Origin of the sequence: Agaribacterium sp. ZY112, from assembly GCF_041346925.1 — a bacterium.
Lineage (GTDB): Bacteria > Pseudomonadota > Gammaproteobacteria > Pseudomonadales > Cellvibrionaceae > Agaribacterium.
Genome location: NZ_CP166840.1, coordinates 3,787,614 through 3,810,228 on the forward strand (window position 1 = coordinate 3,787,614; position 22,615 = coordinate 3,810,228).

23 protein-coding genes are annotated in these 22,615 nt (G+C 46.7%); 8 read left to right on the forward strand and 15 right to left on the reverse strand.

Features of this window, described 5'->3' with window-relative positions; genetic code table 11:
* Window positions 1-72: 72 nt before the first annotated feature.
* The 6 genes from AB1S55_RS16450 to glk form a co-directional block, all read right to left on the reverse strand.
* Window positions 73-738: a substrate-binding periplasmic protein gene (locus AB1S55_RS16450; RefSeq protein ID WP_370979269.1), complete on the reverse strand. Its 666-nt coding sequence runs from the start codon at window positions 736-738 to the stop codon at window positions 73-75.
* A gap of 337 nt (window positions 739-1,075) precedes the next feature.
* Window positions 1,076-1,225, reverse strand: a complete 150-nt coding sequence (locus AB1S55_RS16455; protein WP_370979270.1) for a hypothetical protein — start codon at window positions 1,223-1,225, stop codon at window positions 1,076-1,078.
* A 197-nt stretch (window positions 1,226-1,422) separates the two neighbouring features.
* Window positions 1,423-2,556: an OmpA family protein gene (locus AB1S55_RS16460; RefSeq protein ID WP_370979271.1), complete on the reverse strand. Its 1,134-nt coding sequence runs from the start codon at window positions 2,554-2,556 to the stop codon at window positions 1,423-1,425.
* A 156-nt stretch (window positions 2,557-2,712) separates the two neighbouring features.
* A complete protein-coding gene (locus AB1S55_RS16465) occupies window positions 2,713-4,071 on the reverse strand; it encodes a Do family serine endopeptidase (RefSeq protein ID WP_370979272.1) in 1,359 nt (452 codons plus the stop codon).
* Between the two features lie 144 nt (window positions 4,072-4,215).
* Entirely contained in the window at window positions 4,216-5,103 is an 888-nt protein-coding gene (locus AB1S55_RS16470) for a DMT family transporter (RefSeq protein ID WP_370979273.1), read from the reverse strand.
* Between the two features lie 90 nt (window positions 5,104-5,193).
* Window positions 5,194-6,171 carry a glucokinase gene (gene glk / locus AB1S55_RS16475; protein WP_370979274.1) on the reverse strand — a complete coding sequence of 326 codons (978 nt, stop codon included), beginning with the start codon at window positions 6,169-6,171 and terminating at the stop codon, window positions 5,194-5,196.
* Between the two features lie 8 nt (window positions 6,172-6,179).
* On the opposite strand from glk, the gene AB1S55_RS16480 reads away from it, so the two are divergent.
* Window positions 6,180-6,353, forward strand: a complete 174-nt coding sequence (locus tag AB1S55_RS16480; RefSeq protein WP_370979275.1) for a hypothetical protein — start codon at window positions 6,180-6,182, stop codon at window positions 6,351-6,353.
* 92 nt (window positions 6,354-6,445) lie between these two features.
* Window positions 6,446-6,712, forward strand: a complete 267-nt coding sequence (gene rpsT, locus AB1S55_RS16485) for a 30S ribosomal protein S20 (protein ID WP_370979276.1) — start codon at window positions 6,446-6,448, stop codon at window positions 6,710-6,712.
* Window positions 6,713-6,794: 82 nt separating this feature from the next.
* Here the strand turns inward: rpsT and AB1S55_RS16490 are convergent, their stop codons facing one another.
* The 5 genes from AB1S55_RS16490 to rplU form a co-directional block, all read right to left on the reverse strand.
* Complete coding sequence (locus AB1S55_RS16490) at window positions 6,795-7,850, reverse strand: histidinol-phosphate transaminase (RefSeq protein WP_370979277.1); 1,056 nt, start codon at window positions 7,848-7,850, stop codon at window positions 6,795-6,797.
* Window position 7,851: 1 nt separating this feature from the next.
* Entirely contained in the window at window positions 7,852-8,979 is a 1,128-nt protein-coding gene (proB, locus tag AB1S55_RS16495; RefSeq protein ID WP_370979278.1) for a glutamate 5-kinase, read from the reverse strand.
* Between the two features lie 36 nt (window positions 8,980-9,015).
* The gene (gene cgtA / locus AB1S55_RS16500; RefSeq protein ID WP_370979279.1) at window positions 9,016-10,206 is read right to left on the reverse strand and encodes an Obg family GTPase CgtA; all 1,191 of its coding nucleotides are present in this window, start codon (window positions 10,204-10,206) and stop codon (window positions 9,016-9,018) included.
* A 303-nt stretch (window positions 10,207-10,509) separates the two neighbouring features.
* A complete protein-coding gene (gene rpmA / locus AB1S55_RS16505) occupies window positions 10,510-10,767 on the reverse strand; it encodes a 50S ribosomal protein L27 (protein WP_370979280.1) in 258 nt (85 codons plus the stop codon).
* Between the two features lie 13 nt (window positions 10,768-10,780).
* Complete coding sequence (gene rplU, locus AB1S55_RS16510) at window positions 10,781-11,092, reverse strand: 50S ribosomal protein L21 (protein WP_370979281.1); 312 nt, start codon at window positions 11,090-11,092, stop codon at window positions 10,781-10,783.
* A gap of 338 nt (window positions 11,093-11,430) precedes the next feature.
* On the opposite strand from rplU, the gene AB1S55_RS16515 reads away from it, so the two are divergent.
* The 3 genes from AB1S55_RS16515 (at window position 11,431) to AB1S55_RS16525 (ending at window position 15,101) form a co-directional block, all read left to right on the forward strand.
* A complete protein-coding gene (locus tag AB1S55_RS16515; RefSeq protein ID WP_370979282.1) occupies window positions 11,431-12,390 on the forward strand; it encodes a polyprenyl synthetase family protein in 960 nt (319 codons plus the stop codon).
* A gap of 41 nt (window positions 12,391-12,431) precedes the next feature.
* Entirely contained in the window at window positions 12,432-14,066 is a 1,635-nt protein-coding gene (gene pgi, locus AB1S55_RS16520; RefSeq protein ID WP_370979283.1) for a glucose-6-phosphate isomerase, read from the forward strand.
* Between the two features lie 132 nt (window positions 14,067-14,198).
* The gene (locus tag AB1S55_RS16525) at window positions 14,199-15,101 is read left to right on the forward strand and encodes a hypothetical protein (protein ID WP_370979284.1); all 903 of its coding nucleotides are present in this window, start codon (window positions 14,199-14,201) and stop codon (window positions 15,099-15,101) included.
* Window positions 15,102-15,153: 52 nt separating this feature from the next.
* Here AB1S55_RS16525 and galU read toward each other — a convergent pair whose 3' ends face one another.
* Window positions 15,154-15,981 carry a UTP--glucose-1-phosphate uridylyltransferase GalU gene (galU, locus tag AB1S55_RS16530; RefSeq protein WP_370979285.1) on the reverse strand — a complete coding sequence of 276 codons (828 nt, stop codon included), beginning with the start codon at window positions 15,979-15,981 and terminating at the stop codon, window positions 15,154-15,156.
* 197 nt (window positions 15,982-16,178) lie between these two features.
* Between galU and fabA the strand changes: the two genes are divergently transcribed.
* Window positions 16,179-16,706, forward strand: a complete 528-nt coding sequence (gene fabA, locus AB1S55_RS16535) for a 3-hydroxyacyl-[acyl-carrier-protein] dehydratase FabA (protein WP_370981612.1) — start codon at window positions 16,179-16,181, stop codon at window positions 16,704-16,706.
* Between the two features lie 86 nt (window positions 16,707-16,792).
* Window positions 16,793-18,007, forward strand: a complete 1,215-nt coding sequence (gene fabB / locus AB1S55_RS16540) for a beta-ketoacyl-ACP synthase I (protein ID WP_370979286.1) — start codon at window positions 16,793-16,795, stop codon at window positions 18,005-18,007.
* Between the two features lie 110 nt (window positions 18,008-18,117).
* Here the strand turns inward: fabB and AB1S55_RS16545 are convergent, their stop codons facing one another.
* Entirely contained in the window at window positions 18,118-18,969 is an 852-nt protein-coding gene (locus AB1S55_RS16545) for a sugar nucleotide-binding protein (protein ID WP_370979287.1), read from the reverse strand.
* Between the two features lie 190 nt (window positions 18,970-19,159).
* On the opposite strand from AB1S55_RS16545, the gene AB1S55_RS16550 reads away from it, so the two are divergent.
* A complete protein-coding gene (locus AB1S55_RS16550) occupies window positions 19,160-20,494 on the forward strand; it encodes an ABC transporter substrate-binding protein (RefSeq protein ID WP_370979288.1) in 1,335 nt (444 codons plus the stop codon).
* A gap of 83 nt (window positions 20,495-20,577) precedes the next feature.
* Here the strand turns inward: AB1S55_RS16550 and ssb are convergent, their stop codons facing one another.
* Together ssb and AB1S55_RS16560 are read right to left on the reverse strand one after the other, a co-directional pair.
* Window positions 20,578-21,156 carry a single-stranded DNA-binding protein gene (gene ssb / locus AB1S55_RS16555; RefSeq protein WP_370979289.1) on the reverse strand — a complete coding sequence of 193 codons (579 nt, stop codon included), beginning with the start codon at window positions 21,154-21,156 and terminating at the stop codon, window positions 20,578-20,580.
* Between the two features lie 44 nt (window positions 21,157-21,200).
* Window positions 21,201-22,541, reverse strand: coding sequence for an MFS transporter (locus tag AB1S55_RS16560; RefSeq protein WP_370979290.1), 1,341 nt, complete (start codon window positions 22,539-22,541; stop codon window positions 21,201-21,203).
* Window positions 22,542-22,615 lie beyond the last annotated feature (74 nt).

Genomic DNA, 22,615 nt, shown 5'->3' on the forward strand with positions numbered 1-22,615 from the left:
TTACAGGATGTAAGGTATCAAACTGCTCCGTACGCCCCCTCAACAGAAAAATAAAACAAGCACAACATCAAATCACTGGGACAACAAACGTTTATCACGCTTAATAGCCTCATTAAGCGTCGTCATAAAGCCCTTATTTTCCTCCAAGTAGTGATTTGAAATATATATCCCAAACGGCTTAGCCATCGCAACAACCTGCGTAAAGTCTTCTACCTCGAAGCCCGTAGCCGCAGCCTCTTGAGCAAATACAACTTCAGCTAAAAAAACTGCATCTATACGCTCCTGATCCAACAAACGAGGTAATAGCGACGACTTCATTACAGGCATAATATGACGATAGCCCTGCTCGTTAAGCCAGCGATGAGTATTAGTATGCAGCAAGGTAGCAACCCTTGCTGTAGCCAAAAATTGAGCGGAATTAGGCTCTAAGAACGCATCGACATTGAAAAACCAACTCCAGCGGTTGACCATAAGCGGTTCAGAGAAAACAGCCACTTTGTCACGCTCAAGATTTTGCGAAGCCAAGAAAAAACCATCAGCCCCACCCGAGCTCACTTCAGCCAACGCACGACCATAATTCGGGACCATACGAAGCTCCAAGGAGAACCCTAAATCCCGCTCCAAAACACGCTGTACCGCTTTTACACCTATGCCAGCAGGCCTACCATCTTGCTCGTACTGATACGGAGCAAACTCGGCAAAAACTAAGCGCAAAGGCTTACCCTGCTCCGCAGACACTACACATGAGCAAAAGAAGGCGAACAGAAGTAGAGCGCTAAACCTCAATACAAACACCAAATAACTAAAACATGTTGTACCTCAGTATAGGACAGCTAATAACGCGTACGGCATTGGGCCCAACAAAGCGAGTAAACCGTAGGGGCTAAATAAGGAAGAAAATACGGAAAATTGAAAAAAACAACCAGAAGCAGCACATGCAATCAGCGCAGAGCGCCATAAGCAGCCAAAAAGTAGTAAGGACGAAACACAGAAGAAAGCTACAGAGCTAGACACTAGGCGACATGAGAGAACACATCACCTGCACAAGACTTAAAACAAAACCAGCAACAGCGACTTAAGAGCCAGTTTTCGATTTTTGCGTAGGATCAAAATCGGCTGGCACCTCATTAATTTTACGCAAACCGTACCACACACCATAAACCAAAAATACGCAAGTCAGCAGCACAATAATCAAGCTTAAAGTAATGACCCAATCGATATACATAACCCCTCCCATCTACTCTCAATTACTCTATCGATAGTTCATGCTATGCCTAAGCAGCACAACAAACATTGACTAACATCAAGACACTAAGCTAGTACACACAAGAGCGAAGCCAATAAAAAAGAGGTGCTATAAGAAGAGCAAAGAGAAGAGAAATGGCGCCCCTTAAGAGCGCCACAAAGAGATAGCAACAAGAATTACTGCTTGATCGTTTCAACCTGAGCTTTAACAGACGCGGTTACACGACGGTTTTGCTTGCGCCCTTCTTCGGTGTCGTTGCTTGCGATAGGCTGCTCTTCACCGTAACCAACAGAAGTCACACGCGTGCCATCTACCCCAAAGTCATTGATCAAAATCGTACGAACAGCATCAGCACGCTTCTGAGATAGCTTTTGATTATAAGCAGCATCACCGCGACTATCAGAGTGGCCTGCAATAGTGATGTCAGCAGTAGGATAAGAACGCATAAAGTCAGCGACTTTTTGCAAACTATCGTGCCCTTCAACAATCTCATCTGAATCGTGAGCAAACTTCACGTGCAGAGTCGCCTCTTTATCTTCAGTGATCATAAGATAACAACCATCGGCATCAACCTTAGCACCCGCTTTTGTATCAGGGCACTTATCAGCGGTATCAACAACACCATCGCCATCGGAATCCACAGCCAAAGCACAGCCATTTACATCGACTTTGGTTCCTGCTGGTGTATTAGCACACTGGTCAAACTCATCTTTTACACCATCTTTATCAGCATCAGCTGGCGCAACAGCGGCAACCGCCATAGGTTTAGGGCTTGAAGTTTTACCAAAAAAGAACTGCACGCCCAAGTTAGCCGTGTAGCTATTGTGGCTTTCATTGAAATCATGATTAGCACGAACATCACCACGCAATGCAACCTTAGGATGCACGTCAAACTTGACACCCGCACCAAGATTACCAAAGTCGTTATGTTCATCAGCAAAATCATCATTTTTATAAGACTGCTGCCCCAGACCCGCTACTAGATATGGGCGCAATTTAGAGCTATGCATAAAATCGTACATCAAGTCTGCACGCAGCTGCTCAACATCTAGATCCGTACCATAACCGGTTTCTGTTGGTGACTTCTGGTAAGCCAGCTCAACTGACAATGGTGAAGAAAGTTGATAACCCACACCTAAAGCGTAGTGTGCGGCCTCTTTAACATTAGCATCAACCATGTCATAACCACTAAAACCAAGCATTGGTGTCAATGTAAGACCCTGAGCACGCTCTTCAGCTTGAACACTTACAGCAGCTATGCCAGAAGCAAAAATAAATGCGGCTAAACGCTTTACTTGAACCTGATACATTTAAAACTCCATTTCAAAAAAATTGAGATGCGAAGTTTACAGTGTATACACAAAGAGCGGAAATTTTATTAGCCTATAAAATACGCTTGACCCTATATTTTATAGGGTCAAGCGCAGCTAAATTAAATAGCTGCACTCAAATAAAGCACCGCTACATCATTTCAAAACAACAAAAAAGCTTCGACCATTTCTCAAAACCCTCAACAAGATTTGCTCATCCCCAGCCGCAACTAAAGACTTAAGCTGAGCGACCGAATTTACCGGCTTACGATTAACACCAGCGATCAAATCACCTGGGCGCACTCCTGCAAAAGCCATTGCCGAGTTTGGGGCCAACTTTATGACAACAACAGCACTGCCATCTTTGGAGTCTTCAAGCATGACACCATCAAACAAAGGGTTAGCCTTACCAGCAAAAGCCATATCTGAATCAGGCTCTCCCACCTTCACCTTGAAGCTTTTTTCTTTTCCATCACGGATAACCTTAATTTTTAAGCTATCCCCAATTTTTTTAACACCAATTTGGCTGCGAAGCTGGGATGATGACTTGGTCAAATCCCCATCAACAGAAATAATGACATCACCAGGCTTAAGGCCCGCCTTATCTGCTGGCGTATCATCAAACACGCCAGTTATCAGTACCCCCTGCTGGCCATTTTTTAGCTCAAACGCTTTTTGTAAATCAGGTGATACATCCTGAATACCCACACCAATAACACCGCGCCTAACTTCGCCGCTTTCGAGTATTTGCTCCATGCTCGCTTTGGCCATATTCACAGGAATAGCAAAACCAATACCAACATTACCGCCAGCAGGAGAAATAATTGCGGTATTAATACCAACCAACTCTCCGCGCAGATTAACCAGTGCACCACCGCTATTACCAGGATTAATAGAAGCGTCCGTCTGAATAAAGCTTTCGTAACCTTCAATGCCCAAGCCTGAACGTCCTAATGCCGAAACAATACCCGTCGTCACCGTTTGCCCAAGACCAAAGGGATTACCAATGGCAACAACAAAATCTCCCACCTCTAAGACATCGGAATCACTTAGCTTTACATCCACTAAATTTGCTGCATCAATTTTCAGAATTGCAATATCCAGATCCGGATCAGAACCCGCTAGCTCTGCTTCATAAGTTCGCCCATCAACCAATGAGATTTGTATTTCATCAGCATCTTTAATCACATGGTAATTAGTCATTACCACGCCCTCTTTGGCATCAACAATGACACCTGAACCCGCACTTTGCTGACGACGTTGAGGGCGCTGATTTTGCGGTTGGGGCTGAGCCTGCTCACCAAAGAAGTGACGAAAGAAAGGGTCATTCATCAACGGGTTATAGGCTTGCTTGCGAGTGCTAAATGTTGAAATATTAACCACTGCGGGATTTACAGTCTTCAACATCGGTGCAAGCGTCGGGAGCTGCTTGCCATCCGCCAGTTGTGCTGGCAGCGCTGCTGATACAAAAGATGCAGATAAGATAAAGACTAAAGCAATAAAAGTTCGTTGCATGCGGTTTCTCTCCTAATTTCTAAACCAAGGCTTGGACTCACAACAATAAAACTTAGTTCCAAAGCACTTATAGCTATGCATATATGGCTTGCAACAAGCAAAAACAAGTCGCACCAAAGGAGAGAATTCAAAAGAAAAACAATACTAAAGCCGGCGCCTAGCTTGCAGCCAGCTTTCATAAAAGGCAACGAGTAAAATAAGAGCGCCACCAATATAAACCTGAGCACTTGGCTGCTCATTGAGAACTAACCACGCTATATAGGCAACAATAAGCGGTTGAACACAACTAATCATCGATACGCTTTTAGCAGGTAAATACTTAAAACTGCGCACAAACAAGGTATGACCAACGCTGGTAACAAACAAAGCAAGTAAAAAAACATTCCACCAATCGCCAAGTTCTAAAGAAGCGACCCTATCAAGGTCCATAAATGGCAGATACATAAGCGAAATAACAAGCACCTGATAAAACATCAAAGTGGGTGATGCTATCGTTGAAAAGCAGTACTTCTGAATGAGGTTTCTAACACTGAGCATGAATGCAGATATCCCCCCCCACAAGACCCCTAAAGCATAAGAGCTTGGCTCAGCCTCTAAACTCAGCAGCAATACAAGCTCATCAAACACTAAAATAGCGACTCCGAGCACCGCAACAAAAGCTAGAGCAGCATCACGCAAAGAGAATGACTTACGACTAAAGAGAGGCTCTAGCAATACCGTCAATATAGGAAAGGTAAATACAGACAAGGTACCTACAGCAACGGTACTCAACTGCATTGCCTGAAAATAACTAGCCCAATGCCCACCCATTAATACGCCGAGCACAAGCACACCTGCCACCTCAGCTTTAGAGGCAAGCTTTAAACGGCCACCTAAGATCAAAACAAAAGGCAGCAAACAGCACAGCGCCAACATGCAACGCAGCTGGGTGATCGTCACCGCATCAGCAGGAATAAGCTTAGAAAAGACACCAGCACAGGCCATTAATACATTGGCGATCAAAAGCACCAATAAAGCGGAGTGCTGGCTCATAGCTTTCCCATTTAAAGGCTTGAATTCAATACAAGCACTTAGCAAGCAAGATTGTTAGACCAACAATCAACCAGCTTTAAACTGCTCAGCTTAAACACGATACTCTCTAAAACTCTGCTCTAACCATGCAGCGGCACCTAGAAAGGCGGGCTGTTTATGCACCATCACATCAACGGGAATATCAGCAACGTAATGGCTCATTGGCCCCTTATTTAAAAAACGCTCTTTAAAATCAGACTGGCGCAGATAATCTACAAACCGTGGAATGATGCCTCCACACAAATAAACGCCCCCCTTGGCTCCATAGGCAAGTGCCAAATTACTAGCGACCGTACCCATAAAGGCACAAAACTGATCCAAAGCTTTACGACATAACTCATCCGTACCACTTAAGCCACGCTGACTAATATCTTGTGCCGTTAAATGCTCGGTATCACGCCCTTCAATAACAGCAAAAGCTTTATATAAATTTTGCAAGCCTGGGCCAGACAGACAGGCTTCAGCGGAAACATAAGCATGCTGCCTCAATAAAACCTGTAACAACTCGGCCTCTTCAATCGTTGCCGGCCCCAACGTGGTGTGCCCTCCCTCTGAGGATATCGGCAGCCACTTATCATTGTTACTTAACAGACCCGCTACTCCAAGGCCGGTACCAGGGCCACAAATGGCCTTATTACCAACCTCGTCACGACGGCCATTGAGCACTGACTGTAATTCGGGCCCACGAACAATAGAGCTTGCCATGGCCATCGCAGTAAAATCATTAATTGCTAGAACAGCCTGTAAGTCAAAACGCTCTTTAATCGCCTGCTGAGAAAAAGACCAAGGTAGATTTGTCATACGGATCACATCACCATTAATAGGCCCTGCGATCGCAATACATGCCGCAAATGGTTGAATATCACCCAACTCCTGAAAGTAGGCTGTAATAACATCATCGAAGTCGGGGTAATCAGCCCCCTTATAGATACTGATATGCTCCAGTTGAAAACCAGAGTCTGTTTTTGCTGTCACCAAAGCAAAGCGAGCGTTGGTGCCACCAATGTCGGCAACAATAAAAGGATACATATGGGCTAATGTCCGTATTAGATGGTTATTACGACGATTCTGTGAAAGCCTATAAGGCAAGTCAAGCAACTAACACTCAAGCCGCTCATAAAAAGCCCGCTTTCCTTACTAAACTAAATAAACAAGCAGTTATAGCAGATAAATATGAACAAGGATTGACAAGCTCAACCAAATACGGATAATACCGCGACCTTGCGCACCGACAAGGGCCTTAAAGTACAGGCTTAACTCTCGCGCAACCAGTATCAACATTGTAATTTACAGGAGCTACGCGGTGGCAAACTCACCTCAAGCACGAAAGCGCGCTCGTCAAAACGACAACGCTCGCAAGCACAACGCAAGCTTGCGCTCTATGGTTCGCACCTACTTGAAAAAAGTAACAGCAGCCATTGAAGCAGGCGACGCGGAAACAGCCAAAGCAGCTTACGCTGCAGCTGTTCCAGTTCTGGATCGCGTGGCAGACAAAGGCGTCTACCACAAGAATAAAGCAGCTCGCCATAAGAGCCGCTTGAACGCCCAGATCAAAGCTCTAGCAGCTTAATTGAACCCAGGCCTTACAGCCAAAGGTTTAATATAAAAAAACCGGCTTAGCCGGTTTTTTTATGCATGGCGCACAGAGAAAACTAAGCCAGCGCTCGCCGCAATACCTCGATCAACTGCTCCGTCTGCTGCACTGTCCCCAAGGTAATCCGCAAACCCAAACGACCAGCACCATCAGCCTTAGGCCTTACCAAAATTCCAGCTGCCCTCAATTGAGACTCAAGATATTCAGGCTCATCAAAAAAGACCCACACAAAATTCGCCGAGCTAGGCCAATAATCCAAAGCGAACTCAGCCAAAAATAACTCAAAAGCAGGCTTGCTCTTGTGCATCACCTCTTCAATATAATCATCAACACTCTGCTTGTGCTTAAGCGCAGAGCGCAGAGCCTCAACAGCTAACTGATTAACATCATAAGGGCCACGAACCTTAAGCAGCTGCTCAATATTTTCCTTAGCGCTCACCACATAACCAAGGCGCAAGGAAGGTAAACCCCAAGTTTTTGAAAAAGTACGAGTAACAATGATATTAGGATAACGCTCAACAAGATCAACAACAGAAATACGGCAATACTCAAAATAACACTCATCCACCAAAATAGCGGCATGAGGAGCCGCCTGAGCCAAGCACTCAATCTGCTCTCTCGCAACACTGGTCGCACTTGGGTTATTTGGATTACTGACAACAATCACACGCGTTCGCTCATTAACCAAGGCAAGTACAGCATCAAGCGGATAGCCGTGCTCACGCGTGTATTGCGGCTCATGAATAAGCGCAGCTTCAATTGAAGCTGACTGCAAATACATAGGAAAACTAGGCCCAGGAATAATCACCTCAGCGCCCGCCTCGCAGCAACTGCGAAACACTAGGTCTATACCCTGATCAGAACCATTGGTTATCATGACCTGAGCGACATCAACATCACTATAGGCCGCAATTAACTCACAAATATCGCCGTAACTTGGGTACATTTGCATGCGCCCACTTAGAACCCAATCAGCCACATCTTGCGCAATCAACTTACTAACCGGCACAGTACGCTCATTAAAGTCCAGTAAGGTGAAGCGCTCAGGATCACGACCATCCAACGGCGGCTTATATGTACCCAACTGATAGAGATGTTCTTTAAACAGAGGCATATTAATTCAAGACCAAGTTATCGCGATGAATCAACTCATCAAAATCATAATAGCCAAGCGTTTTTTCAATCGCCTCGCTGTCACAACCGACTATCTTTCTAGCATCATCACTACTGTAATTAACCAAACCGCGAGCCAACTCATTACCTTTGACATCGCGACACACCACGACCTCACCACGAGTAAAGTAGCCCACAACCGTCTTAACACCGACCGGCAACAAACTCCCTCCCTCTTCCTTCAAGGCCTTAGCTGCGCCCTCATCAAGAATCAAAACGCCACGACTTTGCAACTGCCCCGCCAACCAACGCTTGCGCGCTGTCAAAGGCTCCTGAGTGCTATATAACAAAGTACCAATACTCTCACCCTCTGCCAGCCTTAATACAGCATTATTAATTCGACCACCAACAATCACCGTATTGGCGCCCGAGCGCGCCGCCAAACGAGCCGCCCTCACCTTACTCACCATACCACCACGTCCGACACCAGAAACAATTCCAGCGCCAGCCATCTGATCTAACTCAGGATCATGGGCAGAGCGCTCATCAATAACCTGAGCTAAAGCATTTTGCCTAGGATCTGAGTCATACATGGCATCTTGATCCGTCAAAATACACAAGGTATCGACCTCAAGTAAATTCGCGACCAGAGCCCCCAAGGTATCGTTATCACCAAAACGAATCTCATCAGTCACAACAGTGTCATTCTCATTGATAATGGGCACCACCCCCATAGAGCAAAGTGTACGTATAGTAGAGCGCGCATTTAAATAACGCTGCCTATCACCAAGATCATCATGGTCCAATAAAATTTGAGCAATCTTCAAATTGTGGCAAGCAAAAGCTTGCTCATAAGTTTGCACAAGCAAACTCTGCCCAACAGCAGCACAAGCCTGCTGCTCATGAATAGCCTTAGGCCGCTGCGACCACCCCAGACGGGTCATACCTGCCGCAACCGCTCCAGAGCTCACTAAAACAACCTCATAACCGCGCTTGGCTAAAGCCGCAACTTGCTCAACCCAACCAGTAATAGCCTCAACATCAAGCCCTTTACCATCATTGGTTAGAAGCGCACTACCAATTTTCACCACCCAACGGCGACTCTGCTTAATCTGATCACGTCGTGTCATTTACTACCAAAACTCCAAGCCTAGAACAACAAATAATTACGAGGTATACACCACCTCAACATCATAATCGTCATCATCGTCGTCCTCATCATCACCCGCATCGTGATCCTGCTTACGACGCGCACGCAAAGCCTCTATTCGAGCACGAGCTTCTTCTTGCATGCGCTGCTGAGTCTCCCGCTCCAACTCAGCCAACTCTTCATTTTCACGCTCCTCAAGCCAGCGCTGCTCAAGATAAGCCAGCAAATCTGCACACAACTCTTGCGTACCCAGCTTAGCAAGCGCAGAAACCGTATATACAGGCCCAGTCCAATCAAGCGCAGCCACAACCTCTGCAACAACGGCCTGCAGCTCCTGCTCTGGCATCAAATCGCTTTTATTCAACACCAACCAGCGCTCACGCTCAGCCAAGGTAGGACTAAACTCCTCAATCTCTCGCGTAATTGCCAAGGCATTTTCAACTGGGGACGAACCATCCACAGGATTAATATCAACAAGATGCAACAAAACTCGGCAACGAGTTAAATGCTTGAGAAAACGAATACCAAGGCCCGCGCCATCCGCAGCCCCTTCAATCAAACCAGGAATATCCGCCACCGTAAAACTACGGTGTTTTTGCACCTTCACCACACCAAGGCTCGGCACCAAGGTGGTAAAAGGGTAATCAGCGACTTTAGGCATAGCCGACGTTACTGAACGAATAAAAGTCGACTTACCCGCGTTAGGCAAACCGAGCATACCCGCATCAGCCAATAATTTAAGCTCAAGCTTAAGCTCACGCACCTGCCCTTCCGTACCCTCACTGGTTTGACGAGGCGCTCGATTAACCGACGACTTAAAGCGAGCATTACCCAAACCGTGGAAACCACCCTGAGCAACAAGCACGCGCTCACCATGCTTGGTCAGATCAACTGCAGTCTCACCTGTCTCCAAGTCAATAGCAGAAGTACCCACCGGCACCTTTAAAACCAAGTCAGCACCTTTAGCCCCAGTACAATCACGGCTGCGCCCCCCCTTACCATTCTCAGCAGAATAGGAGCGCTGAAAGCGATAATCGATCAAGGTATTAAGGTTTTCATCTGCCTCAAAATAGACGCTACCACCATCACCACCATCACCACCATCTGGGCCACCCTTAGCAATGTATTTCTCACGACGAAAACTACACGTACCATTTCCACCCTTACCAGCACGCACAGTGATGGGCGCCTCGTCTACAAATTTCATCAATCAACCTCGCCCACAACATGCAGGCCCATATAGCCAGCCCAAGCTAACTACCTTATATAAATACTGTGCTTTTCACAGCCCGCAAAACATTATTCGCTAATTTAAGCCTAGAAACATTCGTTTTGGGCGCGCATATCCAAGCATATAATACCAAGCATACGCTTAGACACACCAACCCCTATACAGGCCACAAGCTCTAGTCCAAAGCCATATACAACAGCACCACAGCCCATTTCAGGCACAAAAAAAGCCCCTCAACCGAAGCAGAGGGGCTTTTTTAGAAGAGAGCAGAGTCTCGACTTAAGCAGCAACAATACTTACGTATTTGCGCTTACCCAAACCTTTTTCTTCAAACTTCACAACGCCGTCTGCTTTAGCAAACAAGGTATGGTCTTTACCAATACCAACGTTCTCACCAGCATGAAACTTAGTGCCACGCTGACGAACAAGGATACTACCAGCAGGAACTTCTTGGCCGCCGAAACGCTTAACGCCTAAGCGTTTACTTTCCGAGTCGCGACCGTTCCGGGTACTACCACCAGCTTTCTTATGTGCCATGATCTATCCCCTATTAACCTTTAATACCAGTGATTTTAACTTCGGTATACCACTGACGGTGACCTTGACGCTTCATGCTGTGCTTACGACGACGGAACTTGATAATAGTTACCTTGTCAGCACGACCATGGCTCACAACCTCAGCCTGAACCTTAGCGCCTTCAACAACTGGAGCACCGATTTTTACATCTTCTCCAGCGCCAACTAGTAAAACCTGATCGAAATCGATGGTTGCACCAGTTTCAGTTTCAATTTTTTCTAGACGAAGGACTTCACCTTCCTCTACGCGGTGCTGTTTACCACCACTTATAAATACTGCGTACATTTTATGCTCCAATGCATAGCGCGTATGGACGACACGAAGTAGATTCTAAAATCATTTTCGAGCAACAAGCTCACTAGCGTCGTTGTTAAACTCGACCCAACTAGGGCGAGGGGCGCGCATTCTACTAAACCCCCAAGCCTTGCGCAAGTGAATAAACAAAAGACAATCAACCCACCCAACCCCAAAGTAGCCCTAGGCAGCAAATACCCACCCAAGCCAAGAGCTTAACGCGACACAAGCGGCCTTACTTCGCTTAAGTACAGTCATTTTCTTGACTTTAAAGGCCTTGAACCCTAGCATCCAAGCCTCATTTTGGGTCCCCATAAATAAGGCTATCTATGTTGCCCTTCCTGGAAGCCGTGCAGCCAGAACTGGAGCGCGTCAACCAAACCATATTAAAGCGCCTCTACTCCGAAGAACCCCTCGTTGAAGATATAGGCCATCATTTAATTAGTGCTGGCGGTAAACGCTTGCGCCCAATACTTGTTCTTATGTGTGCTAAAGCCCTGAACTATCAAGGCGAAGACCACTTTGAGCTCGCTGCGGTCATCGAGTTTATCCACAGTGCCACCTTACTTCACGATGACGTTGTTGATGTCAGCGAATTACGCCGTGGCATGCCTACAGCCAATGCCAAATGGGGCAATGCGCCAAGTGTCTTGGTTGGCGACTTTCTATATAGCCGTGCATTTCAGATGATGGTTGCTGTTGGCAGCATGGATATTATGCAAATCTTATCCAACACCACCAATGTTATCGCGGAAGGCGAAGTTCAACAGTTAGCCAATGCTCGCAAGCCCGAACTAACAGAAGAGCAATACCGAAACGTCATCTACAAAAAGACAGCCGCCCTATTTGAAGCAGCATGCGAGTGTGGCGCCAGCATTGCCGGTGACAATGAACACAAACACGCACTAAAACAATACGGCTATCATTTAGGCCTAGCCTTTCAATTAATGGATGATCTTCTAGACTACGAAGGCGACAGCGAAGCGCTCGGAAAAAATGTGGGCGACGATTTAGCAGAAGGTAAAACCACTCTGCCTGTCATATTCGCGATACAAAATAGCAATATTGATGACAAAAATTTGATTTGCCAAGCAATTACCGATGCCGATATCAGTAAGCTTGAACGCATTATCGAGCTCGTCAAAAGCAGTGGCGGACTCGACTACACTCGCGAAGCGGCCAAAACGCACGCGCAAGAAGCCATCAAACATCTAGCCAGCCTTCCTGATTCAGACTGGCGCCAGAGCCTTATCGAACTGGCTAAGTTTGCAGTGGAACGCGCGCACTAGTAGGGCCCCTCCTTTTTTAGAACCTGCAGGAAAGCAAGAACATGCCAGTACAGATCTCAGACCTCTACGACAACTGGGCCGAACTTCAAGCCCACGCTGATACTTGGAAGCAACGCACTCTAAAACAAGCCTTCGATAAAGACAGCAATCGCGCCGCCCGCTACAGTACTGCTGCTGCAGGGCTTGAGTACGACTACAGCAAAAACCACGTTGACGAGGACACCCTCAAACTATTGCTTGGCCTTGCTGAAAAAGCGGACCTAAAGGGCGCGATCAAAAGGCTGTTTCGTGGCGATCACATCAACAATACCGAAGATCGCCCAGCTCTTCATAGCGACCTACGCTTTGAGGGAGAAGCTCAAAACGACAACCAGAAAGAAGTTGCTGCTGCACTAGACAAAATGTCAGGCCTAATCAGCCGTGTCCACAACGGCGAATGGAAAGGCTTTGACGGACAAGAAATCACAGATGTGGTCAACATCGGTATTGGCGGCTCCGACCTAGGCCCACGCATGGTCACTAAAGCGCTCAGCGCTTACCACACCGGCCACGTCAATGTTCACTTTGTTGCGAATGTCGATGGCGCAGAGATCAATGACCTATTTGAAAAACTAAACGCTGGCAGCACTCTATGGCTTGTCGCGTCTAAGTCATTCTCAACCCTTGAAACTCTTGAGAACGCGCTAACCGCTCGCCGCTGGATGCTAAGCCAAGGCTGCCCTGAAGACTCCCTAGCCAAACACTTTGTTGCTATCTCTTCTAAAGTAGAAAAAGCCATTGAATTTGGTATGGATGCAGACAACGTATATCCAATGTGGGACTGGGTTGGCGGACGTTACAGCCTTTGGTCTGCGATTGGTATGCCTATCGCTTTTGCAGTAGGCATGGATAATTTTAATAAGTTGCGTGCAGGTGCCGCACGCTTAGACAATCACTTTGCAGAAGCCCCTCTTGAGAAAAACATCCCCGCCTTAATGGGTTTATTGATGTTTTGGTACAGTAACGTTCTAGGCGCAGACAACCAAGCCGTACTACCTTATGCAAACCACTTACAATTACTACCATCGTATTTACAGCAACTCGAGATGGAGAGTAATGGCAAAAGCGTAAATAAAGAAGGCCAGCGCCTAGGCTACCAAACCGGTTCTATTGTTTGGGGAACCGAGGGCACCAACGGCCAGCACAGCTTCCACCAACTACTGCATCAAGGCAATGTATTAACCCCTATCGACTTTATTGCCCCCCTACGCGCCAAGCATGACATCAAGCACCAGCAGAAATATTTAATTGCAAACTGCATTGCTCAAAGCCAAGCGCTCATGGAAGGACGAGACCTCGCCGCAAGCAAAGCGGAGCTAGAGGCACAAGGTGTTGCTGCCGACGAAATCAACGCGCTAGCTGAACACAAAGTTCACCCTGGTAATCGTCCATCAAGCACCATCGCAATGGAAGAGCTAAATCCCGAAACCCTTGGGGCTCTTATCGCCGCCTACGAACAAAAGGTGTTTACTCTAGGAGTGCTTTGGAACATTAACTCTTTTGACCAATGGGGCGTAGAACTAGGGAAACTACTCGGCACTCACGTTGCAACGGCAATAGACACAACCGATGTACCCACAGACTGGGATAGCTCAACTAAAACCCTCATCAAACGCTTTTTAGAAGCCAACGCTTAAAGCCGTTGATGCTTTGTTTTATTAAAGCCCGCTCATGCGGGCTTCTTTGATTTTGCCGCCCAACAACTGATATTCTCTAAAAGCAACTTCTGGCGCTATACTTAACAATACACTTTCAGCTCAGCTTCAACTATGCGCCCCCCATTAACCATTCTAAGCTGCCTACTACTAAGCCATTTTTGCTTCGGTGAGCAGAGCAACAAACAGGTCATAACGGTTGCAGCGCCCGGCATCATCAGCGAAGAATATAAAGACCTTAAAGGCAATAAAGAATGCGTAGACAAGCGCTTATTGGGAAGCCGCTACTTTTCGAGAGGCGCCATCGAAGCTGCTCTCATTTGCCTTGCCCTCAAGAGCAGTAACTACAAAAATCAACTCAAGCTCATTCCCTCCCCCAATTACAGTCGCGCCCTTCGCATGGTAGAGCTTGGCGAGGCTGACATCAGCGCAGAAAGCATCTGGAGCTTCGACACTCAGCCTGAGCTCGTACTTAAAAGTCAGGCCGTTTACAGATGGGGCGAATTCGAAAAAGGCCTCTATACAATCCCCCAGCACCCACTGCAAAAAGAGAACCCCGACCAGCTAGACATTAGCCCCTATAGAGGTGTCACCATCCGAGGCTGGCACTCAGACTGGCAAGCCCTGAGCGCAATAACCGCACAAATCTATAGCGCCACGCGGCATGACTCCCCATTCCTTATGCTTCAAGCGGGTCGAGCTGACTTTATGCTTATGAACTTCACCAGCACTAAGAGCCTAGAGATCGAACAAATTGGCGTTAAAATGAAACCCATAGCCGGCGTCAAGGTAAAACTACCTGGCTCACGCCATTTTGTCGTCTCGCGCAAAACCAACAAGGGACAACAACTACTAGACGCAATCAATAAGGGGCTTGCACAACTGCGCAAAGATGGCGAACTGCAAGAGCTCCTACTTCACGTGGGATTAAACAGCCCCAAAACAAAAAACTGGCACGTATTAAACAAAAACTCATTTGAGCAAGCCAAAGCGCTCTATATGAAACACAACAAATAGGCACAAAAAAAGGCCCCAAAGGGCCTTTCAACAAACACATCAGAAACAATAACTACTTACCGTAAACATTCTCATAAACATAGTTTGTCGCTTCAACAAAACCACTTACCGCACCACAGTCAAAACGACGCCCCTTAAACTTATAAGCCAACACACAGCCATCTTTAGCTTGCTGCAACAACGCATCAGTTAGCTGAATCTCGTCATTTTTACCCGGAGGCGTATTTTCAATAAGCTCAAAAATATCGGGCGTTAAAATATAACGGCCGATAATTGCCAAATTACTTGGGGCATTCTCAGGCTCTGGTTTCTCGACCATATCTGTCACTTGGTAAAGCCCCTCTTTCATCTGCTCTCCAGCGATCACCCCAAACTTAGAAATCTCATCTTGCGGCACTTCTTGCACAGCAACAATACTGCAACGGAACTGTTTATAAAGACGGACCATTTGCGCCAAAACACCATCGCCATCTTCTGCAACACATAGGTCATCAGACAAGACCACACCAAAAGGCTCATTACCAATCAGGCGTCGTCCCTGTAGGATTGCATCTCCAAGTCCCGCCATAGAAGGCTGGCGCGTAAAAGAAAAAGAACCTTTTGAGATCACATCACGAATAGAGTTTAAATATTCCTCCTTTGAGCTACCTGCAATTTGATGCTCAAGCTCATAACTCACATCAAAATGGTCCGCAATAGCTCGCTTACCACGACCAGTAACCAAACCGATTTCAGTCAAACCAGCCTCAATAGCCTCTTCCACACCATATTGAACCAGTGGCTTATTCACAATAGGCAGCATTTCTTTCGGCATAGACTTCGTCGCCGGTAAGAATCGGGTTCCATATCCAGCAACCGGGAATAGGCACTTTTTGATCATTTTAAAACTCCTTTAAGAAAAGATAAGAACTGCGCAAATTTTTAGATGCACGGAATATACCACAGACACTTTAAAAAACCCGTGTTTCACAATTAGGACAACAAGCTAGGTCACTGGACATAAGCCAATAAGCGGTTAGAATGTCGCATCGAACGGCTATGCGCCTAACAAAACTAAAAATTCATAGACTCCTTCCCATGATTGAAAACTTCGAACCCCAATCTTCGTACAACCGTGAAGAATTGCTGCAATGCGGCCGCGGTGAGCTTTTTGGCCCTGGTAACGCACAATTACCAATGCCCAATATGCTGATGGTTGATGCCATTACTCATATTAGCAAAACCGGCGGTGAATACGGCAAGGGGGAGATTATTGCCGAATTAGATATCAATCCAGATCTATGGTTTTTTGACTGTCATTTCCCTGGCGACCCTGTCATGCCGGGTTGCTTAGGCCTAGACGCCATGTGGCAGCTTGTCGGCTTTTTCCTTGCTTGGAAGGGCAACCCTGGCCGCGGCCGCGCTCTAGGTACTGGCGACCTTAAATTTACCGGTCAAGTGTTACCAACCGCCAAGAAAGTAACCTACCATATTCACTTAAAGCGCGTTATTGAACGCAAACTCGTTATGGGCATCGCCGACGGCCGTGTTGCCGTAGATGGTAAAGAAATTTATTTCGCAAAAGACCTACGAGTAGGTTTATTCGGGAACACCGACTCATTTTAAGAGTCTGATAATGACGACAAGCACTGCACTATAGCAGTGCTAGCGGCTCCCCAAAAGCGAGCAAGCAAGAACAATAGAGGCAAAATATGAAACGCGTAGTAATTACCGGTATGGGCATTGTTTCATGCATCGGCAACGATAAAGACACCGTACTTAACTCTCTTAAAGAGGGTAAGTCAGGTATTAAAATAAACCCTGACTACGTAGAGCAAAAATTCCGCAGCCATGTTGCCGGCTCAATCGACATCGATTTTAGCGAGCACATTGACCGCAAAGTCCAGCGTTTTATGGGCGACGCAGCTGCCTTCGCCTATATCTCAATGAAGCAAGCAATTGAAGATTCAAACCTGACGGAAGAACAAGTCAGCAATGAGCGCACCGGTATTGTCATGGGCTCAGGCGGCGCATCAACGGCAAGCGTTGTTGAAAGTGCTGATATCATGAGAAGCCGAGGCGTCAAACGTGCAGGACCTTATCGCGTAACACAAACCATGGGCAGCACTGCCTCTGCATGCCTAGCCACTCCATTTAAGATTAAAGGCGTGAACTACAGCATCAGCTCAGCTTGTGCCACAAGCGCCCACTGTATCGGCCACGCAATGGAGCTTATCCAACTAGGCAAACAGGATGTCGTATTTGCTGGTGGCGGTGAAGAGGAGCACTGGACCTTGACAGGCCTATTTGATGCCATGGGCGCCCTATCTACCAAGTACAACGACACCCCCGAGAAAGCATCTCGCCCTTATGATGCAGACCGTGATGGTTTTGTTATCGCTGGCGGCGGTGGCTGTGTAGTGGTTGAATCGCTAGACCACGCACTTGCTCGCGGCGCTAAAATCTATGGCGAAATCATCGGTTATGGTGCCACCTCTGACGGTTATGACATGGTTGCCCCTAGCGGCGAAGGCGCTGCACGCTGCATGCGCATGGCCATGCAAGACCTAGACGCCCCAATTGACTACATCAACAGTCACGGCACAAGCACCCCAGTGGGGGACACTAAAGAACTTGGTGCAGTTAAAGAAGTTTTTGGTGACAAGGTTCCACCAATCGCATCAACTAAGAGCTTAACAGGCCACAGCCTTGGCGCCACTGGTGTTCAAGAGGCCATCTACACCTTACTGATGATGGAAAATAATTTTATTGCCGCATCAGCTAACGTAGAAAATCTTGATGAAGCTGCAACAGACTGTAACATCGTGACAGAAAAGCGTGAACAAGAAATCAATGTTGCAATGAGCAACAGTTTTGGCTTTGGCGGCACCAACGCCACCCTATTGATGAAAAAATTTAAAGCTTAAGAAGCAACTTCCACTTAATTAAAAACTTAAGATGGAATAACAAAAAGGCGCCAATTGGCGCCTTTTTGTTATTAAAATATGAGACTTAGCTGTATCAAGCCCATATTGATCTAACCCTCTATGGTTTTGGCGTAGCCATTCTCATGCAACCACGCCCGCAGCAAACTACCAAACCCTCTTCGCCATGTAGGCAGCTGAATACCAAAACAATCGGTAATGCGGCGCCCCAAAACATTGGCGTCTGCCTGATAAAGAGCACGCATATCGTCAGCACCGGCTACAGCAGGCAGATCAAACTCCCTATCCAACTCCTTACTCAGCTGACGCACCAACTGATCACAAAATTCAGCTTCAGAGCACACATCCGCACTGTGCAAATGAAACAAGCCCCAATTTTCAGCTCCACATACAATTTGCTGCTGCAGGGAAACTAAAACCGACGCTATAAAAGCCGTCGATATAGGCCCACCATAACGATGATCACTAACACACAAAGAGGGGTCAGAAGCAATGATTCGAGAAACAAGAGAGGAAAACAGAGCAGCCTGCCCATCATTTAAAATCCAACTAGCACGAAGACAAACATACCTCTTTAAATCTAAGGCTCTAGACTCACGCTCAGACCAATAAGAGCCAACAAAAGCATTAGCCAAATAACTCTCATCAAAATCCCCCTCAACGGGCTCTTGCGCCAATTTATAAGAGCTCAGCTGCACAAGAGGCACCTGTCTCTCTGCCGCCAGTGAATACACCTCGCTCATTAACCGATCATAAACGGAAGGCTCTGCAAGCGGGCTATCCACCAAATCATAAATAACACTGATATGCTCTTTATCTAAATCGGGCATCGCGCTCTGTGAGCAATCAATAGATTGAAGCCGCCACCCCAACTCCTGAGCTTGAGCACTAAAATCAGTAGCCAACAAGCCACCCGCATGTAAAAGAATGATTTTGTAACTCACAACAGCCTCACCTATAAGAAAAACGCAGCCCGCCACACAGGCTTTAGAGCAAAAACAAATCGATGACAGAATATCAGAAAAGTACGACAAGCATGCAGCCTCTCGCATCAGAACAATGATGCGTTACACGACAATATACTTAGGTTAAACTTACTCGAATAATAAGTGCACGGGAAGCACGATAAGTACAATGGAAAGTAAGCTTAAACAAGGCCTAAAACCGCTCATAGCTCAAAGGCAAAAGCTGGGCGTGTGTATTCTAGCAGCAGTACTTACCCTATTTAACCAGCCTGCTTTTAGCGATACCTCAAAAAAACACGTCACAATCGCAAGCCAAATCTTAAACGGTGATCACCGCGCCCAAATAAATCGTTCGCTTGAAGCATTCTCCCAACTCCATGAAAACATTACTGTAGAGCTTATCTCCTTTAGGGACAGCAGTAATTACGCCTCACAAGTCGAACAATGGCTTGAGCAAGGCCACGGCCCCAATGTGTTTTTTTGGTATGGAGGCGAACGTATTACCGCCTTAAGTGAAAAGAAGCAACTTCATAAACTAGACGATATTTGGCAAGAGCAAAAACTCGACAAGCTCTTTCCTAAGGCCGTATTAGACTCTGTGCAGCGCAACTCATCCCGCTACGCCATACCAATCACCTTTTATTTATGGGCTATGTACTATCGACAACAAAAAATGAAAAACCTAAACATCACACCGCCAAGCACATGGGATGAGGTCCTTCAGAACTGCAAAGAACTTCGCAGCCAAGGCATAGATTTATTCAGCCTTGGAACAAAAAGCGACATCTGGGTTATGTACCCTTGGTTTGACTATCTTCTATTAAGAGTAGGCGGCATAGCATTCTACAAAGAGCTAACCTCAGGTAAAATTTCGTATTATGACCCACGTGTAAAACAGGCACTTAGCCACCTGCAAACTCTCGTGGAAGGAGATTGCTTTAACCACAACACCGACGCTTATAGCTTATGGCAGGCTTTCCCAAGGGTACTGCATGGCTTTTCCGCCATGTCCCTTATTGAAGGGCTTCCCCAAAGGCATCTACCAAGTAGAATTCATAATGATGTACGTGTCGCACCGTTCCCCGAAGTAGAAAAAGGCCACGCTCAATATGTGGTCGGCATGGTCAACGTCTTTGTTGTGCCATCCTACACTCAACTAACACCAGAGCTAGAAAAGCTCCTGATTTTTCTCACTAGCGACAACTTCCAGACAACATTCAACCTTCCAATTGGCCGCCTACCCGCTAGAGCCAGTTCAATAAAGAAATTCCCTCCTCTAGTGCAAGACATGGCTGCCATCGTTGACAAAGCGCCCGGTAGCACACTCACATTCGACAGAGAAACAAACATCAACTTCAGCAAGCATGTACCAAAAATCTTGGTCGACTTTTTAACACACAAGAACATTCAGACAAGCACCGAACAACTTGAACACTGGCGCCAACGCATCTATTCAACACCACAAGAGCGGTCGCCGAACGAAGAAAGAAACACAGAGCAATAACCATAAAGCAGGCATTCTAGAAATAAAAAAGCCCCTGAAAAACAGAGGCTTAATTACTTTACACACCCAAGCTCAGGTGAGCTCTAAAATGGAATATCATCATCAAATGCATCCATAGCAGGAGGTGCTTGAGGAGCAGGTGCAGCCTGAGGAGCTTGTTGAGGCGCTTGCCTTGGCTGAGAAGCTGCTTGCTGAGGCGCCTGCGCATATGCCTGTTGTGGTGCGGCCTGTTGAGGCTGCTGCGCAAAGGGCTGCTGAGGCGCAGCTTGTTGCGGAGCCATTCCCCCCATTGCCGCGCCGCCATAAGCACCACCCTGCTCACCACGGCTATCAAGCATTTGCATTTCACTAGCAACAATTTCAGTTGTATAGCGATCTTGACCACCTTGGTCCTGCCACTTACGAGTACGTAAACTTCCTTCGATATACAACTTACTACCCTTACGAACGTACTCGCCAACAATTTCAGCAAGACGATTGAAAAACACCACTCGATGCCACTCAGTACGCTCCTGATTTTGCCCAGTCTGCTTATCCTTCCAAGTTTCAGAAGTTGCAACACTTAAGTTTGTGACTGCCGCTCCATTCGCCGTAAACTTGGTTTCAGGGTCTTGGCCACAATTACCAACCAAGATCACTTTGTTTACTCCACGAGACGCCATACTTTACCTACCTAATTAACTTATCTTTCTATAACTGTAAAATTCTATTCGACTGCGTAAGGAGCCAACTCCGACTCCAGCGCAGCGCTATCTAAAATAGTCATATCCACTTTAAGATATAACTTAGACTCTTCTGAGATGTACACCGTATCTTCCACCCCTACAAAAGCCTGCAAATCTAAATCAAGCACTTGAGCATTTACACTGTAGGTCATATTTTGAGACGACTTAGGTATAGGCATAGCCCATGCCACTAGCAACCACAGGAGACACATCAAGGCACAAAGAGTAAAAACATACTCCGAGCCTGCAGCGGCCATTACCACACCACCCAAACTACCACCACAAAATGCGCCCAAAAATTGACTGCTACTATACAAGCCCATTGCAGTACCGCGCCCACCAGCAGGGCTCAACTTGCTGGCCAGAGAAGGTAACATGGCTTCAAGCAGGTTAAAAGCTACAAAGAAGACAAACAGCGCCAAGATAAAAATGAGCGCTAAAGATGCCCCGAAGCCTAAACCTAAAAGACTAAAAGACATCAGCAGAACTGCCGCCAACAATGCAGGCTTAGCATATCCTGCACGCTCCGCCCTCATCATGATATAAACCGCCACAATAAAGCTGCCCAGCATTAGAGGTAAATAAAGTTTCCAGTGCTGTTCAACCTGTAAATCAAGTACATTAATAATCATCACCGGCACGGCAACAAACATAGCGGTCATCACTGCATGCAAGGTAAAGATACCGAAATTTAGGCGCAGTAAATCAACTCGAAATAAGCTCTTCTTTAATAACGAAGGTATCGCCTTTGAATCCCGACTACTGGTGGCCCTTACATTAGGGATGACAAACAATACAAGCAGCACACCAAGCCCACTTAACACCGCTGACAGAAGGAAAATGGCGTACAGCCCTCCCACCCCTGCAACAACAGGCCCGAGAACCATAGCCAATAAAAAGCTCATGCCAATAGAAGCGCCTATCGCAGCCATGGCCTTAGAACGGTTTTCATCTGAAGTGACGTCAGCAACCAAAGCCATAACCGTGCTTGCTATAGCACCACTACCCTGAAGGGCTCGGCCTAGGACAAGCCCCCATATCGAATCCGAGTAGGCCGCTATCAAACTGCCTAAAGCAAACAAAGCCAAACCAATAATAAGAACAGGTTTGCGACCAATTAAGTCCGAAAGCAAGCCCAAGGGGATCTGTAACAAGGCCTGACTTAAACCATAAACACCAAGGGCAAAGCCAAGCAAGGCCGGTGTCGCACTTTGATAGTGCTCACCATAGACAAACAGTACCGGTAAAATCATAAACAAACCAAGCATACGAATAACATAGAGCATGGCTAAAGCGCCGACGGCGCGTACTTCTTGCGTCACTAAGTGAAGCCCTCGAGTCGAGTCGGGAAAAGGCGTGAATTGTAGCAACCAAGCCAACTTAGGCCAAATGATAG

Bases quoted from the DNA above. Each gene is read 5' to 3' on its own strand.
- fabB (WP_370979286.1), top strand. From the start codon at position 16,793: ATGAAACGCGTAGTAATTACCGGTATGGGCATTGTTTCATGCATCGGC.
- AB1S55_RS16460 (WP_370979271.1), bottom strand. From the start codon at position 2,556: ATGTATCAGGTTCAAGTAAAGCGTTTAGCCGCATTTATTTTTGCTTCT.
- AB1S55_RS16480 (WP_370979275.1), top strand. From the start codon at position 6,180: ATGTCCGTATTAGATGGTTATTACGACGATTCTGTGAAAGCCTATAAG.
- rpmA (WP_370979280.1), bottom strand. From the start codon at position 10,767: ATGGCACATAAGAAAGCTGGTGGTAGTACCCGGAACGGTCGCGACTCG.
- proB (WP_370979278.1), bottom strand. From the start codon at position 8,979: ATGACACGACGTGATCAGATTAAGCAGAGTCGCCGTTGGGTGGTGAAA.
- AB1S55_RS16465 (WP_370979272.1), bottom strand. From the start codon at position 4,071: ATGCAACGAACTTTTATTGCTTTAGTCTTTATCTTATCTGCATCTTTT.
- AB1S55_RS16455 (WP_370979270.1), bottom strand. From the start codon at position 1,225: ATGTATATCGATTGGGTCATTACTTTAAGCTTGATTATTGTGCTGCTG.
- AB1S55_RS16490 (WP_370979277.1), bottom strand. From the start codon at position 7,850: ATGCCTCTGTTTAAAGAACATCTCTATCAGTTGGGTACATATAAGCCG.
- fabA (WP_370981612.1), top strand. From the start codon at position 16,179: ATGATTGAAAACTTCGAACCCCAATCTTCGTACAACCGTGAAGAATTG.
- galU (WP_370979285.1), bottom strand. From the start codon at position 15,981: ATGATCAAAAAGTGCCTATTCCCGGTTGCTGGATATGGAACCCGATTC.
- pgi (WP_370979283.1), top strand. From the start codon at position 12,432: ATGCCAGTACAGATCTCAGACCTCTACGACAACTGGGCCGAACTTCAA.
- ssb (WP_370979289.1), bottom strand. From the start codon at position 21,156: ATGGCGTCTCGTGGAGTAAACAAAGTGATCTTGGTTGGTAATTGTGGC.
- glk (WP_370979274.1), bottom strand. From the start codon at position 6,171: ATGTATCCTTTTATTGTTGCCGACATTGGTGGCACCAACGCTCGCTTT.
- AB1S55_RS16525 (WP_370979284.1), top strand. From the start codon at position 14,199: ATGCGCCCCCCATTAACCATTCTAAGCTGCCTACTACTAAGCCATTTT.
- AB1S55_RS16550 (WP_370979288.1), top strand. From the start codon at position 19,160: ATGGAAAGTAAGCTTAAACAAGGCCTAAAACCGCTCATAGCTCAAAGG.
- cgtA (WP_370979279.1), bottom strand. From the start codon at position 10,206: ATGAAATTTGTAGACGAGGCGCCCATCACTGTGCGTGCTGGTAAGGGT.
- AB1S55_RS16515 (WP_370979282.1), top strand. From the start codon at position 11,431: ATGTTGCCCTTCCTGGAAGCCGTGCAGCCAGAACTGGAGCGCGTCAAC.
- rplU (WP_370979281.1), bottom strand. From the start codon at position 11,092: ATGTACGCAGTATTTATAAGTGGTGGTAAACAGCACCGCGTAGAGGAA.
- AB1S55_RS16470 (WP_370979273.1), bottom strand. From the start codon at position 5,103: ATGAGCCAGCACTCCGCTTTATTGGTGCTTTTGATCGCCAATGTATTA.